This is a genomic window from Stutzerimonas sp. C6.4V (assembly GCF_058536345.1).
This window is the reverse complement of sequence record NZ_JBZUBM010000001.1, coordinates 2,685,072-2,702,627: the sequence shown is the minus strand read 5'-3', so window position 1 is coordinate 2,702,627 and position 17,556 is coordinate 2,685,072. Positions and strand designations below refer to the sequence as shown.

The following is a 17,556-nucleotide window of genomic DNA, read 5'->3' as shown; positions in this document are numbered from 1 at the left end:
CGCGACGGGGCGGTGATGCGCGCCTCGCTCAGAGAAAGGCGAACTTGGCGACGAATATCACGCACAACACATACAGGCTGATCGAGACCTTGTCGCGTTGCCCGGTGAGCAGCTTCAGCGTCGCGTAGGTCAGGAAGCCCAGGGCGATGCCGTTGGCGATGGAGAACGTCAGCGGCATCATCACCACGGTCACGATCGCCGGGATGGTGTCGGTGTGGTCCTTCCAGTCGATATGCGCCATGCCGCTCATCATCAGCATCGCCACATAGATCAGCGCGCCTGCGGTGGCATAGGCGGGAATCATGCCAGCCAGCGGGGCGAAAAACATCGCGATCAGAAACAGCACGCCGACGGTCACCGCGGTCAGCCCGGTGCGGCCGCCCGCGGCGACGCCGGAGGCACTTTCCACGTAGCTGGTCACCGGCGGACAGCCGACGAACGCCCCCACTACGCTGGATGTGCTATCCGCTTTCAGCGCGCGGGACAGGTTCTGGATCTTGCCGTCCTCGTCTACCAGATGAGCCCGGTGCGCAACGCCCATCAGCGTGCCCGCCGTGTCGAACATGTTCACGAAGAGAAACGCGAGGATCACGCTGACCATCGCGACATTCAGTGCACCGGCGATGTCCATCGCCAACCAGGTTGGCGCCAGGCTCGGCGGCATCGACACCAGGCCGTTGTACTCGACCAGTCCCATCGCCCAGCCGATACCGGTGACCACCAGCATGCTCAGCAGGATCACGCCGAAGACGTTGCGGTGGCTGAGCACCGCGATCATCAGAAAGCACACCGCGGCGAGCAGGGCGGTGGGCTCGCCGAACGAACCCATGGTGAGCAGGGTGGCCGGGCTGTCGACCACGATGCCGGCGGTCTTCAGGCCGATCAGTCCGAGGAACAGGCCGACCCCGGCGCCCATGGCGAAGCGCAGGCTCATGGGGATGCTGTTGAGCAGCCATTCGCGGATGCGCGACAGGCTCATGATCATGAACAGCACGCCGGAGATGAACACCGCGCCCAGGGCGATCTGCCAGCTGTAGCCCATCTCGCCAACCACGGTGTAGGTGAAGAAGGCGTTCAGGCCCATGCCTGGGGCCAGGCCCACCGGCCAGTTCGCGTACAGGCCCATCAACAGACAGCCGAGCGCCGCACCGATGCAGGTCGCGACGAAGGCGGCGCCGTGGTCGATGCCGGCGTCGGCCATGATGTTCGGGTTGACGAAGATGATGTAGGCCATGGTGACGAAGGTCGTCAGGCCGGCGAGCAGTTCGGTCTTGACGCTGGTCCGGTGTGCGCTGAGTTTGAAGATTCGATCGAGCCAGCCGGGATTCTTCGGCTGCAGCCCGAGGGCCGCCTGTTCCTGCTTGGTGCTTTCCACAAGGTGTTCCTCATCGTTCTTGTTGTCTATCACCCAGAGCGGCGCTCTTGAGGGCAGGTGATGGTGAGGGCGCGTCCTGTTCGGTTTGTTGACCGAAAGGTCAGGAAGGCTTGTCGCGATTATGCGTTTGTATACAAAAAATGCAAATTGATTTGATGCCAGGTGGTTGCGGTTCGGGGCAGGGCCCATCTAAGGCATCATAAGGCCCGCGTTTGGCTGTGCGCCTAGCTGAGAATCGCAGCGTATTGATTGTGCACAATTATTTTCGTTTTATTTCGCTGTTTGCGCGCCGCCTACTGCCAGGCAGGGCCTGAAAGGCAGTAAAGTTCGGTCTGCCGACATTTCCGACGCGAGTCACCATGAACGAACAGTTGCAGCCTTTGAAGAAGCCGACGCGAAGCGGCAAGGTCCGCACCGGGACCCAGGACGACATCGTTTACGCCCATATCTTCGACGCCATTCTTGAACAACGGCTGGCCCCGGGTACCAAGCTCAGTGAGGAAGCCCTGGGCGAGATCTTCGGCGTCAGCCGCACCATCATCCGGCGCGCACTGTCGAGGCTGGCCCATGAGGGCGTGGTGCTGCTGCGACCCAATCGTGGGGCCGTTGTGGCCAGCCCGAGTGTCGAGGAAGCGCGCCAGATCTTCTTCGCCCGTCGCCTGGTGGAGAGGGCCATCACCGAGTTGGCGGTACAGCATGCCAGTGCTGAGCAACTCAGCGAGCTGCGGCAGATGGTCAAGGACGAGCAGGCCTGCTTTGCCCGCGGCGACCGCGGAGCCGGTATCCGCTTGTCCGGTGAGTTTCACCTCAAGCTGGCCGAGGCTGCGAAAAATGCACCGCTGGTGAGCTTCCAGCGCAGCCTGGTATCGCAGACCTCCCTGATCATCGCGCAGTACGAAAGCGGCAACCGTTCGCACTGTTCGTACGACGAGCACAACCAGCTCATCGACGCCATTGCTGCACGCGATGCCGACAAGGCAGTGAGCCTGATGATGCATCACATGGATCATATCGACAGCAAGCTCAACCTCGACGAAGACGGCGCTTCGGACGACCTGCATGCCGTGTTCTCGCACTTGACCTTGGCGAAGAAAAAGACCCGCGCGTAGCGTGGATGGCCGAAGCCATCCACGCGTTGCAGCAGTTGGCCAGACTTGGGGTTTGGTCAGTGCCCCGTGTGGAAGAGGGCATCTCGCTTCCCATCCCGCAGGGCCCCCGGCGCGTCTTAACCCTTGCGATGCACCGAGACGCCGGCGGCGAAGGTTTCCTTCACCGCGCGGTCGTCGCCGAGGATCATCAGGGCGAAGAGCTTTTCCTGCAGGGTCGTCGCCTGGCTCAGGCGATAGTCGATCAGCGGCGTCGCCTTGTAGTCGAGCACCACGAAGTCGGCCTCCTTGCCCGGCTGCAGGTTGCCGATCCGGTCGTCCAGATAGAGCGCCCGCGCGCCGCCGAGGGTGGCGAGATAGAGTGCCTTGAACGCGTCGAGCTTCTGACCCTGCAGCTGCAGCACCTTGTACGCCTCGTTGAGGCTGGCGAGCTGCGAGAAGCTGGTGCCGCCGCCGACGTCGGTGCCCAGGCCGACGCGCACACCGAAGCCTTCCACCTTGGCCAGGTCGAACAGGCCGCTGCCGAGGAACAGGTTGGAGGTCGGACAGAACGACACCGCCGAGCCGGTCTCACCGAGGCGTTTGCACTCGTCGTCGCACAGGTGGATGCCGTGGGCGAACACCGAGCGCGGGCCGATCAGGCCGTGGTGGTCATAGACGTCCAGATAGCCTTTGCGCTCGGGGAACAGCTCCTTGACCCACTCGACCTCCTGCTTGTTCTCGGAGATGTGGGTGTGCATGTACAGGTCGGGGAATTCGGCGAACAGCTTGCCGGCCAGGGTGAGCTGCTCCGGCGTGCTGGTCGGGGCGAAACGCGGGGTGACGGCGTAGTGCAGACGGCCCCTGCCGTGCCAGCGCTCGATCAGCTCGCGGCTGTCGGCGTAGCCGGACTCGGCGGTGTCGGTGAGGAACTCCGGGGCGTTGCGGTCCATCAGCACCTTGCCGGCGATCATCCGCAGATTGCGCTTCTCGCAGGCCTCGAAGAAGGCGTACACCGACTGCTTGTGCACCGTGCCGAACACCAGCGCGGTGGTGGTGCCGTTGCGCAGCAGCTCGCCCAGGAACAGCTCGGCCTGTTCGCGAGCGTGGGCCATGTCGCTGAAGCGGCCCTCGTTGGGGAAGGTGTAGGTTTCCAGCCAATCCAGCAGCTGCGCGCCGTAGGAGCCGATGACGCCGACCTGCGGGTAGTGGATATGGGTGTCGACGAAACCCGGAGTGATCAGCGCGTCCGGGTATTCGACAACCTCGGTGCCGGCCGCCAGGGTCGGCAGCAGTTCGGCGGCGTGGCCGATGCGCGCGACCTTGCCGTCCTCGACGACCAGCAGGCCGTCCTCGAAGTATTCATGGGATTGCTCGATGCCCACTTCGCGCGGGTCGGCGAGGCAGTGGAGCAGGGCGGCACGGTAGGCTTTGGTGCTTGGCATGGTGACTCTCGAAAATCGTTGTATGAGGGTGACGCGTTGACATGGGCAGGCCGCCGCCGAAGGGCGTGCCTGCAACAATGTCGGGTGGTCAGTTGGTCTGGGCGCGGCGCGAAGCGGGGACCAGCATCGGTACCGGCTTTTCACCGTCCTCGGCGTTCTCCCCACCCTTTTCACCGAAATGCGCGTTGTAGGTGGCAATCACCTCGCCGGCGATGGACACGGCGATCTCCACCGGCAGCTTGCCCTTCACCTCGGCGATGCCCATCGGGCAGCGCATGCGCTGCACGGTCTCCGGCTGGAAGCCGCGGTCCCGCAGACGGTGTTCGAACCTGGCGCGTTTGCTCTTGGAGCCGATCAGCCCGTAGTAGGTGAAATCGTTGCGCGAAAGGATCGCGGCGGTCAGTTCCAGGTCGAGCTGATGATTGTGGGTCATGACGATGAAGTAGCTGCCGGCGGGCATGTTATCCACTTCCTCGACCACATCGTCGTTGACCACCTTTTCCACGCCGCGCGGAATCTCGGCGGGAAATTCGTTTTCACGCGAATCGATCCAGCGCACCTTGCACGGCAGGCTGGCCAGCAACGGCACCAGCGCGCGCCCGACATGCCCGGCACCGAACACGGCGATATGCGCCTGTGGCTGGCCCATGGGCTCGAACAGCAGCACCGTGGCGCCACCGCAGCACTGGCCGAGGCTGGCGCCGAGGGAGAAGCGCTCGAGGCGGGTGTCACGGCTGCGCTTTTCCAGCATTTCACGGGCGATCTGCTGGGCCTTGTACTCCAGGTGGCCGCCGCCGATGGTGTCGTACAGGCGCTCACGGCTGACCACCATCTTCGAGCCGGCATTGCGCGGCGTCGAGCCGCGCTCCTCGATGATGGTCACCAGCACGCAGGGTTCGCCCTGTTGCTGCAGGTCGGCGAGTGCTTCGATCCAGGCCGTGTTGCTCATGGTTCTGTCCTTCGTATCGCCCGGTGGCGCGTGCAAAGCGTCGCCACCGGGACGTTCGTGTTGCGCCAAGGGTGGACAAGCAAAGCGTTGTCCACCCTACGTCAGGCCGGGGTGGTCTCCGTTGCCGCAGACTTGCTCGCCGCCTGCTTCAACTTGCGCATCTGTTCCACGCCCCAGAGCACGCGCTCGGGGGTCGCCGGAGCATCGATCTGCGGCTGCGCCCGGTAGTCGGCCAGGCTCGCCACCGCATCCTTGATCGCGCACCAGACCGAGATGCCGAGCATGAACGGCGGCTCGCCCACGGCCTTGGAGTGGAACACGGTGTCCTCGGGGTTCTTGCGGTTCTCCACCAGCTTGACCCGCAGATCCAGCGGCATGTCCGCCACCGCCGGGATCTTGTAGCTGGCCGGACCGCTGGTCATCAGCTTGCCCTTGTCGTTCCAGACCAGCTCTTCCATGGTCAGCCAGCCCAGGCCCTGGACGAAGCCGCCCTCGACTTGGCCGATGTCGATGGCCGGGTTCAGCGAGGCGCCGACGTCATGCAGGATGTCGCTGCGCAGCATCTTGTATTCGCCGGTCAGGGTATCGACGATCACTTCCGAGCAGGCCGCGCCATAGGCGAAGTAGTAGAACGGCCGCCCGCGGGCCTGACTGCGGTCGTAGTAGATCTTCGGCGTGCGGTAGAAGCCGGTGGACGACAGCGAGACCTGGCCGAAATAGGCCTGCTGGATCAGCTCGTCAAAGGAAACGTACTCGTCGCGAATGCGCACCTGGCCATTCCTGAACTCCACGTCTTCTTCGGTCACCTGGTAATGCCGGGCGGCGAATTCGATCAGGCGTTGCTTGATTGTCTGCGCCGCGTTCTGGGCCGCCTTACCGTTGAGGTCGGTACCGCTGGATGCCGCGGTCGGTGAGGTATTGGGAACCTTGTCGGTGTTCGTCGCGGTGATCTGAATGCGGTCCATGTCGACCTGAAACACCTCGGCCACCACCTGGGCGACCTTGGTGTTCAGGCCCTGGCCCATCTCGGTGCCACCGTGGTTCAGGTGGATGCTGCCGTCGGTGTAGACGTGCACCAGCGCGCCGGCCTGGTTGAGGAAGCTGGCGGTGAAGCTGATGCCGAACTTCACCGGCGTCAGCGCCAGGCCCTTCTTCAGGATCGGGCTTGCGGCATTGAACGCGCGGATATCTTCGCGTCGCTTTGCATAGTCGCTGCTGGCTTCCAGCTCGGCGGTCATCTCCTCGAGCATGTTGTGCTCGACGGTCTGGTAGTAGTGGGTGACGTTGCGCTCGGTCTTGCCGTAGTAGTTGCGCTTGCGCACCTCGAGCGGGTCCTTGCCCAGCTCGCGGGCCACCGCGTCCATGATCTCCTCGATGGCGACCATGCCCTGTGGGCCGCCGAAGCCGCGGTAGGCGGTGTTCGAGGCGAGGTTGGTCTTGCAGCGATGGCCATTGATGGTGGCGTCGCCCAGGTAGTAGGCGTTGTCGGAGTGGAACATGGCGCGGTCGACGATCGAGCCGGAAAGGTCCGGCGAGTACCCGCAGTTACCGGCGAGATCGATCTCGATGCCGTGCAGCAGACCGTCATCGTCGAAGCCGACGTCGTACTCGACGTAGAACGGGTGGCGTTTGCCGGTCATGGTCATGTCTTCCATGCGCGGCAGGCGCATCTTGGTCGGCCGACCGGTGAGGTGCGCGATCACCGCGCACAGGCACGCAGGTCCCGCGGCCTGGGTTTCCTTGCCGCCGAAGCCGCCGCCCATGCGGCGCATGTCGATGACGATCTTGTTCATCGGTACGCCGAGCACTTCGGCCACCAGCTTCTGCACCTCGGTGGGGTTCTGCGTCGAGGTATAGACGATCATGCCGCCGTCTTCGGTGGGCATGACCGAGGACACCTGTGTCTCCAGGTAGAAGTGCTCCTGCCCGCCGATGTGCAGCGAACCCTGCAGCCGACGCGGCGCGCTGGCCAGGGCGGTGGCCGAGTTGCCGCGCTTGTGGGTGTGGCTGTCGAGCACGAAGTGCTTCTTGTGCAGCGCCTCGACCACGTCGAGCACCGGCTCCAGATCCTCGTATTCGATGATCGCGGCCATGGCCGCCTTGCGTGCGGTTTCCAGGCTGTCGGCAGCCACGGCGATCACCGGCTGGCCGATGAACTCGACCTTGCCGTCGGCCAGCAGCGGGTCGCCGGGCATCACGGCACCGATGTCCAGCTGGCCCGGCACGTCCTTCGCCGTGATGGCGATGGCCACGCCTGGGATCTGGTAGCAGGGGCTGGTGTCGATGCTGACGATGCGGGCGTGGGCGCGCTCGCTCATGCGGGCATAGACGTGCAGCTGATTGGGAAACTCCAGCCGGTCGTCGACGTACACCGCCTCGCCCGAGACATGCTTGGGCGCGCTGTCGTGCTTGACGCTGCGACCGACGCCGGTGACCAGATCCGCGGTGAAAAGGGCGGCGATTTCGTCTTGAGTGCGTACAGGGCTGTGGTTAGACATAAGCGGTCACCCTCGTCTCGGTCTTTGGCGCGTGCTGTTCGAGGAAGCATTTGCGCAGCAGGTTCTGTGCGACCAGCAGCCGGTATTCGCGGCTGGCACGGAAATCGGTGAGCGGTGTGAAGTCCTTTTCGAGCGCCGTGCAGGCCCGCTCAAGCGTCTCGGTATCGAACGCGGCGCCGATCAGCGTGCGTTCGCAATTCATGGCGCGCTTCGGGATGGCGGCCATGCCGCCAAAGGCGACGCGCGCTTCGTCGATCACGCCGTCAAGGATTCTGAGTTCGAAGGCGGCGCAGACGGCGGAAATGTCGTCGTCCAGACGCTTGGAGACCTTGTAGGCGCGGAACAGGCGATCCGGCGTGGCGCGCGGCACCCGCACCTTCTCGATGAATTCCCCGGGCTGGCGCGCGGTGACCTTGTAGTCGATGAAGTAATCCTCGAGCGGCAGGGTGCGGCTGCTGGCGCCCTTGCGCAGGACAACGTCGGCGCCCAGGGCGATCAGCAGCGGCGGCGAGTCGCCGATGGGCGAGGCGTTGCCGATGTTGCCACCGAGCGTGCCCTGGTTGCGGATCTGCAGGGAGGCGAAGCGCTGCAGCAGCTCGCCGAAATCCGGGTACTCGGCGGCCAGCGCGGCGTAGCAGTCGGTCAGCGGTGCGGCCGCACCGATCTCGATATGGTGGCCGGTGATCTGGACCTGCTTCATCTCGGTGATTTGACCGACATGGATCATCACCGGCAGCTCGCGATGGAACTGGGTGACTTCCAGTGCCAGGTCGGTGCCACCGGCAAGCAGCCGTGCATCGGGATTGGCGGCGTAGACCTCGGCCAGTTCGGCGACGGTCAGCGGCGACAGGCAGCGCTTTTCGCCGTCGCTGAGCTCGGCCATTTCACGCGGGGCGATGGCTTTGAGCTGGGCGATGGTCTCGGCTTCGCGGGCATCGAACTGGTCCGGTTGGCGGTTGCCGCAGGCCTGCTCGGCGGCTTCGAGGATCGGCCGGTAGCCGGTGCAGCGGCAGAGGTTGCCGGCCAGGGCTTCGTGGGTCTGATGTGGATCGTAGGTCTGCACGCCGTCGCCGCGATTCTTCTGCAAGGCGAACAGGCTCATGACGAAGCCCGGCGTGCAGAAGCCGCATTGCGAGCCGTGGCAGTCGACCATCGCCTGCTGGACGCTGTGCAGACGGCCCTGGTCCTTGAGATCTTCGACGCTGATGAGCTGCTTGCCGTGCAACGCAGAGACGAAGGTCAGGCAGGAATTGAGTGTGCGATAGCGCAGACGATCGCCCACCAGCTCGCCGACCACCACGTTGCAGGCGCCACAGTCACCGGAGGCGCAGCCCTCCTTGGTCCCGGATTTGCCGCGGTGTTCGCGCAGGTACTGCAGCACGGTGGTATTCGGATCGAGCGTCTGCTCACGGCGCAGTTCTCGATTGAGAAGAAACTGGATCAAGGCGGGCCTCCGGGAAATTGTTGTTCTGGGCTCTGGCGGTGGAAATTAGCGTTATCTGACTTTTCGGTCAACAAATTCCTGACTCAAAAGTCAACGCGGCCGACAAGCGCAGTCCGGATGGCCCTACGAAGCGGCCATCCAGGTGGGTTGAACATGATGTCAGTCTGGCTCAGGCGGGCAGCGTTTGCTGCTCGCGGCGATAGGCGTAGGTCTCGGCGAAGCGCGAGAGCATGTACTGGCTGCAGGTCGTCGCCGGGTACTTCGGTGGGTTGCTGCTGCTATGGCAGCCGGGCAGGCAGGCGATCTCGGTGTCCGGGTGTGGCTCGGCGAAGAAGGGCATGGAGTAGCGATCCACGCCCAACGGGCTGACCACACGGTGCGGCGTCGACTTGTATCGGTCGTTGCTCCAGCGGGCCATCATGTCGCCGATGTTGACCACGTAGGTGCCCTCGATGGGCGGGGCGTCGATCCATTCGCCCTTGACGTTCTGCACCTGCAGGCCGCCGGCCTGGTCCTGATAGAGCAGGGTGACGCAGCCGTAATCGGTGTGCGCACCGGCGCCTTGCTGGTCGGCGCTGGTGGCGGTCTGCCGGGGCGGGTAGTGAATCATGCGGAACACGCTGATGGGCTCGACGAAGCGCTTGTCGAAAAAGTCCCGCTCGATGCCCAGGGCGAGTGCGATGGCACGCAACAGGGTGCAGGCGAGATCCTGCATGTCGCGGTAGTGCCCTTCCATCAGCTCGGTCCAGCCTTCGATCTGCAGCGGATGACGGTTGGGCCCGCGCAGCGGTTTGCCGGCCAGCACCTCGGGATGGTCGGCCGCCATGTGGAACCCCATGTCGAAGGTTTCCTTGAGGTCGCACGGCTGGTTCGGGTCCAGCTGCTCGGTGGCGACGGCACCGTAGCCGCGGTGGTGCTGGCTCTTGGTGATGTCGATCTCGAGCTTCTGCTCGGCCGGCAGCGCGAAGAAGCGGCGGGCATGCTCGCTCAGCGTGGCGATGCGCTCGGCGCTGATCGGATGACCCTCGATATAGAAGAAGCCCCACTCGCGGCAGGCGCGGTCGATGGCCTCGGCGACGGCCAGATGGCCGGCCTCGTCGGCGTTATAGAGCGGGGAAATATCGATGATGGGTAGTGAATTCATGGCTGACTCCGGGTACGGCGCCGCCGGTCTTCTCGTACCGGCGGCCTTCGAGGGCAATGCCCCCTGCGTGCGGTTCGCCCGGAGGCGGGACGGCACTGCAATTGCGCAACGCGCCGGCCATCGCCGGCGCGGTACGCTTACTTCGGCATATCGGCCTTGATGCCTTCGACGTAGTAGTTCATCGATGCCAGGTCGCCATTCGAGGCAGTCTGACCTTCGGCGATGCGCACGGTGCCGGCCTGGTCCTTGATCGGGCCGGTGAAGGGATGAAATTCACCGCTTCTGATGCTGGCGATGATGGTTTCGGCTTCGGTTTTCACCTCAGCCGGAACCAGATCGCTGATCGGCAGGCTGATGGTGTCTTCGGCCAGGCCACCCCAGAAGTCTTCGGATTTCCAGCTGCCGTCGATCACGGCTTGCGCCGACTTGGTGTAGTGCGGGCCCCAGTCGTTGACGATGGAGGTCAGCACCGCCTTCGGCCCGAAGTGCTGCATGTCCGAGGCGTAACCGACGGAGTAGACGCCACGACGCTCGGCGGCCTGAATCGGCGCCGGGCTGTCGGTGTGCTGGAAGATCACGTCGGCGCCCTGGTCGATCAGCGCGTTGGCCGCATCGGCTTCCTTGCCCGGATCGAACCAGGAGTTGACCCACACCACCTTGATTTCGGTGCCGGGGTTGTACTTGTCGAGGGCCAGCTGGATGGCGTTGATGTCGCGGATGACTTCCGGGATCGGGAAGGAGGCGACGTAGCCGACCTTCTTGGTCTTGGTCATCTTCGCCGCGAGGAAGCCGCCGACATAGCGGCCTTCATAGGAGCGCGACAGGTAGGTGCCGAGGTTCTTCGCCTGCTTGTAGCCGGTGGCGTGCTCGAAGGTCACCTTGGGGAATTGCTTGGCGACCTTCACGGTCGGGTTCATGTAGCCGAAGGAAGTGGTGAACACCAGGTCATAGCCGCTCTTGGCCATGTTGCGGATCACACGCTCGGCGTCGGCTCCTTCGGGGACGTTCTCGACGAAGTTGGCCTCGACCTTGTCGCCGAGCTTCTCGACCATGTACTTGCGGCCCTGCTCGTGCTGGTAGGTCCAGCCGTGGTCGCCGATGGGGCCGATGTAGACGAAGCCCACCTTAAGCGGGTCGGCCGCAGAGGCGGACAGGGCCGTGCTCAGGCCGATGGCTGCGGCAATACCGCGAAGCAGGGATTTCCTTGTGGTGTTCTGCATTGAGGTGTCGCTCCAATTGCGTGTCGTTATAGGTCCGCCGAACGGCTGCCAGAGGATTTGCAAAAAGCTGACCAACTGGACAGAACTCGGTGGCCGCCGGCTGGCGATGACGGGGCGCCTTGAAACCAGGCTCGCTTCGGTCCGGCGCGGTGCAGGCGCCGAACTATATGCCACAGTTTGGTGCGCTGCCCACGCTGATTTTTCGCGGCAATCGTGCCGGCGCGATGCCGCGGTATAGTGGCGGCTGCGCTCTGCCGGGTGATCCTGGCGCTGGAGTGCTCCAGGCATTCGGCCGAGCGGTGTGCAGCCTGATCGGCCAGGGGAATGAACAGAATGACGTTGACGATTTACCTCGCCGGTCCCGGCGTGTTTCGGCCTGACGCGCGTGAGCACGGCGAACGGCTCAAGGCCGTGTGTGCAGAGTTCGGCTTCGTCGGCCTCTACCCGCTGGACAAGCTGGTGCCTGACGATATCCAGGCGCCTCGCGAACAGGCGCAGTGGATCTATCGGGCCAATCTCGAGTTGCTCGACCAAGCCGATGCGGTGCTCGCCGATCTGAATTTCTTTCGTGGCGGTGAGCCCGACAGCGGCACCAGCTTCGAAGTGGGCTACGCCATTGCGCGGGGCAAGCCGGTTTTCGGTTACCTGGACGGCCAGGGCAGCTATGCCGAGCGGCTGCAGCGCGCGCATCCGCAGTTTTGCGGGCTGCCCGGCGTCGATTGCGACGGTTTGCATCTCGAAGCCTTCGATCTGCCGCTCAACCTGATGCTGGCCGTGCCCGCCACGCTGAGCGTAGGCGGGCCGCGCCAGGCATTGCGAAGGATGGCCGACGAGCTGGGCCGGCCTTAACCGGCGATCAGGTCGCGTGCCGCCTGACGGTGGTCGGCGATCAGGCCTGCCACGTCCAGCCCTTCGATCTGGCCATCGACCACCTGCCATCGACCGCCGACCATCACGCGATCGGCGCGATCCGCGCCGCACAGCAACAGCGCCGACACCGGGTCGTGGCTGCCGGAGAAACGCAATTCGTCGAGCTTGAACAGCGCCAGGTCGGCCTGTCTGCCCACCGCCAGCTCGCCCAGGTCGTCTCGGCCCAGCAGTCGCGCGGAGCCCCGTGTCGCCCAGCCGAGCATCTTTTCCGGCGTGATCTGCTCGGCGCCGTAGCGCAGGCGCTGGATGAACAGCGCCTGGCGTGCTTCGAGCATCATGTTGGAAGCATCGTTGGAGGCCGAGCCGTCGACCCCCAAACCAATGGGTGCTCCCGCCGCTTCCAGTGCGATGGTCGGGCAGATGCCCGAGGCCAGGCGCATGTTCGAGCTTGGACAGTGGCAGATGCCAGTGCCGGCGGCGCCCAGGCGGGCGATCTCGTCTTCATTGAAGTGAATGCCATGGGCCAGCCAGGTTCGACTGGACAGCCAGCCGACGCTGTCGAGGTAATCCACGGGACGCAAACCGAAGCGCTGCTTGCAGAACGCTTCTTCGTCCAGGGTCTCGGCCAGGTGGGTGTGCAGGCGAACGTCGTGGTCGTCGGCCATTGCCGCACTGGCGCGCATGATTTCCGTCGTAACCGAGAAGGGTGAGCAGGGCGCCAGCGCAATCTGGATCTGCGCCCCGGCGCCGCGCTGATGATAACGGCCGATCAGGCGTTCGCTGTCGGCGAGAATGGCCTCGGCGGTCTGCACGGTCTGCTGCGGCGGCAACCCACCATCGGCTTCGCCCAGGCTCATGGAGCCGCGGGTCAGCATGGCGCGCATGCCCAGTTCGCGGACGGCATCGATCTGCACGTCGATGGCGTTTTCCAGGCCGTCCGGAAAGAGGTAGTGATGGTCCGCTGCCGTCGTGCAACCGGACAGGAGCAGTTCGGCCAGCGCCACTTTGCTGGCGAGCATCAGGCGATCCGGGGTCAGCCGCGCCCACACCGGATAGAGCGTCTTGAGCCAGGGAAACAGCGGCTGGTTGACCACCGGCGCCCAGGCGCGGGTGAGGGTCTGGTAGAAGTGGTGGTGGGTATTGATCAAGCCCGGCAGCACGACGTGCTCACAGGCGTCGAAGGTGCTGTCGACCGGTGCCGAAGGTGTCTGCCCGGCATCGAGCAGTTCGGCGATCACGCCTCCTTCGATGACGAGCCCGCCTGGGGCCTTCTGATCGTTGGCGGTGTAGAGGGCGAGGGGATTCTTGATCCAGATGCGGCTGGCAGTCATGGCCGGCTTCTCCTGAGTTGAGTTCAGAATTGCCAGCTCAGTTATGCCCTGTCTGCTGATCCAGGGGCTTCACGGTAAGACGCGATACGCAGGCAGCACCTTAAAGGCTCACTGCGAACTTGTCATTCCTTCCGTGCGCGCATGAAAAAGCCGGGCAATTGCCCGGCTCCTTCGCTTGCCTCGATTCAGCCGCCCAGGTAGGCGTCGCGAACCTTGGGGTTGACCAGCAACTCTTCACCGCTTCCCTGCATGACGATGTGGCCGTTCTCCAGCACATAGGCGCGGTCGGCCAGCTTGAGCGCCTGGTTGGCGTTCTGCTCGACCAGAAAGATGGTCACGCCGTCCTCACGCAGCTGCTCGATGATGTCGAAGATCTGCTGAATGATGATCGGCGCCAGCCCCAGCGACGGTTCGTCGAGCAGCAGCAGCTTGGGCTTGCTCATCAATGCCCGGGCAATGGCGAGCATCTGCTGCTCACCGCCGGACATGGTGCCGCCGCGCTGATGGAAGCGCTCCTTCAGGCGCGGAAACAGGGACAAGGCCTTGTCCAGCTGCTCCTGGAAGTCCGCCTTGCTGGTGAAGAACCCGCCCATGGCCAGGTTTTCCTCGACCGTCAGCCGAGCGAAGATGCGCCGCCCTTCGGGCACCACGGCAATGTCCTTGCGCATGATGTCGAAGGTCTGCTTGCCGACCAGCTCCTCGCCTTCGAAGCGGATGCTGCCTTCGGAGGCCATGGGCGTACCGCAGAGCGTCATCAGCAGGGTGGACTTGCCGGCGCCGTTGGCACCGATCAGGGTCACGATCTCACCCTTGCGGACTTCGACGTTGACGTTATGCAGTGCCTGGATCTTGCCGTAAAAGGTCGAGACGTTTTCGAAATACAGCATGGTTACGCCTCCCCCAGATAGGCTTTGATCACGTCCGGATTGTCACGAATCTGCTCCGGCGTGCCGTCAGCCAGCGGACATCCCTGGTTGATCACCACGATATGGTCGGAAATGCTCATGACCAGCTTCATGTCGTGCTCGATCAACAGCACCGTGACGCCATGGGTATCGCGCAGCATGCCGATCAGTGCTTTCAGGTCTTCGGTTTCCTTCGGGTTCAGACCGGCGGCCGGCTCGTCGAGCATGAGGATGCGCGGGCGCGTCATCATGCAGCGGGCGATCTCCAGGCGGCGTTGCTGGCCGTAGGCGAGGGTGCCTGCAGGGCGGTTGGCGATATCGGTCAGGTTGACCTGCTCGAGCCAGTGCGCGGCGAAATCCATCGCTTCGTGCTCGCTCTTGCGAAACGCCTTGGTCTTCAGCAGGCCGGACAGGAAGTTGGTGTTCAGATGCCGGTGCTGAGCCACCAGCAGGTTCTCCACTGCGGTCATGTCCTTGAACAGGCGGACGTTCTGGAACGTCCGCACCACGCCCTTGCGGGCGATCTTGTGGCCGGGCAGGCCCTGGATCGCTTCGCCGTCGAGCAGGATCGTGCCGTCGGTGGGCTGGTAGAAGCCGGTCAGGCAGTTGAATACCGTGGTCTTGCCGGCACCGTTGGGGCCGATCATGGAGACTACTTGCTTGTCGTGTACGGTCAGGCCTACCCCGTTGACGGCCAAGAGGCCGCCGAAGCGCATGGTCAGGCCGCTTACTTCGAGAATCGGGCGGCTCATCGCTTCAGCTCCAGGTGGGGGCGTTGCATGGGCAGCAGGCCCTGCGGACGCCAGATCATCATCAGCACCATCAGGGCGCCGAACATCAGCATGCGGTACTCGCTGAACTCGCGCATCAGTTCAGGCAGCAGGATCATCACGATGGCGGCGAGAATCACCCCCAATTGCGAGCCCATGCCGCCCAGCACCACGATGGCGAGGATGATGGCCGATTCGATGAAGGTGAACGATTCCGGAGATACCAGTCCCTGGCGTGCGGCAAAAAAGCTACCGGCGAAACCGGCAAAGGTCGCGCCCAGGGTGAAGGCCGAAAGCTTGATCACGGTGGGGTTCATGCCCAGCGCACGGCAGGCGATCTCGTCTTCCCGCAAGGCCTCCCAGGCCCGGCCGATGGGCATGCGCAGCAGCCGGTTGATCACGAACAGGGTCAGCAGCACCAGCAGCACGGCGATCAGGTAGAGGAAGATCACCTTGTTGATGGATTGATAGTCCAACCCGAAGAATTCGTGGAAAGTCTGCATGCCTTCGGCGGCGCGGCGGTCGAACGAAAGCCCGAACAGCGTCGGTTTTTCGATGCCGCTGATGCCGTTGGGGCCGCCGGTAAGGTCGGTCATGTTACGCAGCAGCAAGCGGATGATCTCGCCGAAGCCCAGGGTCACGATGGCCAGGTAATCCCCGCGCAGGCGTAGCACCGGAAAGCCGAGCAGGAAGCCGAACAGCGCGGCCATGGCTCCGGCTATCGGCAGCGCAACCCAGAAGCCGATCCCGTAGTAATGCGAGAGCATGGCGTAGGTGTAGGCACCAACGGCGTAGAAGCCGACATAACCCAGGTCCAGCAGGCCAGCCAGGCCGACCACGATGTTCAGGCCCAGGCCGAGCATCACGTAGATCAGGATCAGCGTGGCGATGTCCACCGCGCCGCGCGAGCCAAAGAATGGCCACACCAGCGCCAGTAGGATCAGGCCGATGATGATGTAGCGCTGGGTCGACGGCAGGGTCAGAAAGTTGCCCGCTCCCGCCGGTATGCTCGGCAGGTTGGGACTTGCAGCCCAGCCGGCCGCCGCGTGGTGACGGAACAGCTGCCAGAAGAACATGGCAACCGCACAGGCCGCGATGATCCAGAAGGTCTGGGCGTCGCTGCCGTGTACTTCGAGTCGAATGCCGACGGTGGTGAGTTTCAGGCCGAACACCGGTACCGCCACGGCGAATACCAGCAACGCACTGAAAAAGGCGGTGCGCAGATTGCGAGTCATACCTTTTCAACCTCCGGACGGCCGAGGATGCCGGTCGGGCGGAACAGCAGCACCAGTACCAGCAGGCTGAACGCGACCACGTCCTTGTATTGATCACCAAAGATATCGGCACCAAAGGCTTCGGCAACGCCCAGTACCAGGCCACCGAGCATGGCGCCCGGGATGCTGCCAATACCACCAAGAACTGCGGCAGTGAACGCCTTGATGCCGGCCAGGAAGCCAATGTGCGGGTTGATCACGCCGTACTGCATGCTGATCAGCACGGCCGCCACGGCTGCCAGCGCAGCGCCGATGACGAAGGTCAGGGCGATGATGCTGTTGGTATTGATACCCAGCAGGTTGGCCATCTTCAGGTCTTCGGCGCATGCACGGCAGGCGCGGCCCAGGCGGGAGCGGGAGATGAACAGGGTCAGACCCATCATGGCGATGATGGTGACGACGAAGATCAGCACCTGCATGTAGGAGATCACCACGCCGTTCATGGCGCTTTCACCAAAGATGAAATTGCCTGGCATCAGGTTGGGGATTGCCTTGTCCTTGGAATCCTGGGACAGCAGGACGACGTTCTGCAGGAAGATCGACATACCGATCGCTGAGATCAACGGGATCAGTCGATTGCTGCCGCGCAGCGGCCGGTAGGCTACCCGCTCGATGCTGTAGCCGTAGGCGCTGGTAACGATCATGGCCGCCGCGAAGGCACCGATCATGAGGATGGGCAGCGAATCGAGCCCCATCATGGTCAGGCCGACGATGGCAATGAAGGTGACATACGACCCGATCATGTACACCTCGCCATGGGCGAAGTTGATCATGCCGATGATGCCGTAGACCATGGTGTAACCGATGGCTATCAAGGCATAGGTGCTGCCGACGGTCAGGCCGTTGATCAGCTGCTGGAAGTAGTGGTAAAGCTCAGGCATTACATTCTCCTGAACACCTGCAACCGGTGCTAGCACGCTGCGGAAAGACCTATCAGCTGCGCAGGCATTAATTCTCGAAAACAACCTTGTCTGGGTGTCTGGAACGTGCTCATGCCGAGCTCCAGTACTGCGCCTTCTGTGGTTGCTTTGTCGTTCTCTGCCTGCTTGCCAGGGTGTTTCTACGACCTGCTCGACCGGCAATGCGGACCTGCTTCGAACACGCGGCACGGAGAATGCAGCGCCAAGGGCCAGGTGCGGATCACGCACAGGCCAGATTCGAGGCGGGCCAGCTGTGCAGGCCACTCGCTTGGTTGAAGATGTTGCTGGGGCGTCCCATGCTTGTGGCCGGGTTGGCCCCGATCAGC

At 63.7% G+C, this 17,556-nt stretch carries 14 protein-coding genes; 2 read left to right on the top strand and 12 right to left on the bottom strand.

Annotated features, from left to right (window positions below):
• Positions 1 to 28: 28 nt before the first annotated feature.
• A complete protein-coding gene (locus tag AC4LFW_RS12625; protein WP_491819413.1) occupies positions 29 to 1,375 on the bottom strand; it encodes an NCS2 family permease in 1,347 nt (448 codons plus the stop codon).
• A gap of 359 nt (positions 1,376 to 1,734) precedes the next feature.
• Between AC4LFW_RS12625 and AC4LFW_RS12620 the strand changes: the two genes are divergently transcribed.
• The gene (locus AC4LFW_RS12620) at positions 1,735 to 2,484 is read left to right on the top strand and encodes a GntR family transcriptional regulator (RefSeq protein ID WP_491819412.1); all 750 of its coding nucleotides are present in this window, start codon (positions 1,735 to 1,737) and stop codon (positions 2,482 to 2,484) included.
• Positions 2,485 to 2,600: 116 nt separating this feature from the next.
• Here AC4LFW_RS12620 and guaD read toward each other — a convergent pair whose 3' ends face one another.
• From guaD to AC4LFW_RS12590, 6 genes are all read right to left on the bottom strand, one after another.
• Complete coding sequence (gene guaD / locus AC4LFW_RS12615) at positions 2,601 to 3,905, bottom strand: guanine deaminase (protein WP_491819411.1); 1,305 nt, start codon at positions 3,903 to 3,905, stop codon at positions 2,601 to 2,603.
• 88 nt (positions 3,906 to 3,993) lie between these two features.
• Positions 3,994 to 4,854: a xanthine dehydrogenase accessory protein XdhC gene (gene xdhC / locus AC4LFW_RS12610; RefSeq protein ID WP_019406759.1), complete on the bottom strand. Its 861-nt coding sequence runs from the start codon at positions 4,852 to 4,854 to the stop codon at positions 3,994 to 3,996.
• Between the two features lie 101 nt (positions 4,855 to 4,955).
• Positions 4,956 to 7,352: a xanthine dehydrogenase molybdopterin binding subunit gene (gene xdhB, locus AC4LFW_RS12605; RefSeq protein ID WP_491819410.1), complete on the bottom strand. Its 2,397-nt coding sequence runs from the start codon at positions 7,350 to 7,352 to the stop codon at positions 4,956 to 4,958.
• Complete coding sequence (gene xdhA / locus AC4LFW_RS12600; RefSeq protein WP_491819409.1) at positions 7,345 to 8,796, bottom strand: xanthine dehydrogenase small subunit; 1,452 nt, start codon at positions 8,794 to 8,796, stop codon at positions 7,345 to 7,347. Before xdhA ends, xdhB begins: the two co-directional genes overlap by 8 nt.
• 169 nt (positions 8,797 to 8,965) lie before the next feature.
• Complete coding sequence (locus tag AC4LFW_RS12595; protein WP_491819408.1) at positions 8,966 to 9,940, bottom strand: 2-oxoglutarate and iron-dependent oxygenase domain-containing protein; 975 nt, start codon at positions 9,938 to 9,940, stop codon at positions 8,966 to 8,968.
• A gap of 137 nt (positions 9,941 to 10,077) precedes the next feature.
• Complete coding sequence (locus tag AC4LFW_RS12590; protein WP_423704436.1) at positions 10,078 to 11,160, bottom strand: BMP family ABC transporter substrate-binding protein; 1,083 nt, start codon at positions 11,158 to 11,160, stop codon at positions 10,078 to 10,080.
• A 333-nt stretch (positions 11,161 to 11,493) separates the two neighbouring features.
• Here AC4LFW_RS12590 and AC4LFW_RS12585 point away from each other — a divergent pair, with 333 nt between their 5' ends.
• Positions 11,494 to 12,009: a nucleoside 2-deoxyribosyltransferase gene (locus tag AC4LFW_RS12585; protein ID WP_491819407.1), complete on the top strand. Its 516-nt coding sequence runs from the start codon at positions 11,494 to 11,496 to the stop codon at positions 12,007 to 12,009.
• On the opposite strand, the gene AC4LFW_RS12580 is transcribed toward AC4LFW_RS12585, so the two are convergent.
• The 5 genes from AC4LFW_RS12580 to livH form a co-directional block, all read right to left on the bottom strand.
• Positions 12,006 to 13,361, bottom strand: a complete 1,356-nt coding sequence (locus AC4LFW_RS12580; protein ID WP_491819406.1) for an 8-oxoguanine deaminase — start codon at positions 13,359 to 13,361, stop codon at positions 12,006 to 12,008. The two genes, AC4LFW_RS12585 and AC4LFW_RS12580, sit on opposite strands and share 4 nt — an antisense overlap.
• 185 nt (positions 13,362 to 13,546) lie before the next feature.
• Positions 13,547 to 14,248 (bottom strand): ABC transporter ATP-binding protein, encoded by a 702-nt coding sequence (locus AC4LFW_RS12575; RefSeq protein ID WP_491819405.1) that lies wholly within the window; start codon positions 14,246 to 14,248, stop codon positions 13,547 to 13,549.
• A 2-nt stretch (positions 14,249 to 14,250) separates the two neighbouring features.
• Positions 14,251 to 15,018 carry a high-affinity branched-chain amino acid ABC transporter ATP-binding protein LivG gene (gene livG, locus AC4LFW_RS12570; protein ID WP_491819404.1) on the bottom strand — a complete coding sequence of 256 codons (768 nt, stop codon included), beginning with the start codon at positions 15,016 to 15,018 and terminating at the stop codon, positions 14,251 to 14,253.
• On the bottom strand, positions 15,015 to 16,271 hold the full coding sequence (locus tag AC4LFW_RS12565) for a high-affinity branched-chain amino acid ABC transporter permease LivM (protein WP_491819403.1): 1,257 nt from the start codon (positions 16,269 to 16,271) through the stop codon (positions 15,015 to 15,017). The genes livG and AC4LFW_RS12565 overlap by 4 nt, the downstream gene beginning before the upstream one ends.
• Positions 16,268 to 17,191 (bottom strand): high-affinity branched-chain amino acid ABC transporter permease LivH, encoded by a 924-nt coding sequence (gene livH / locus AC4LFW_RS12560; protein ID WP_045425061.1) that lies wholly within the window; start codon positions 17,189 to 17,191, stop codon positions 16,268 to 16,270. Before livH ends, AC4LFW_RS12565 begins: the two co-directional genes overlap by 4 nt.
• Between the last annotated feature and the right edge of the window lie 365 nt (positions 17,192 to 17,556).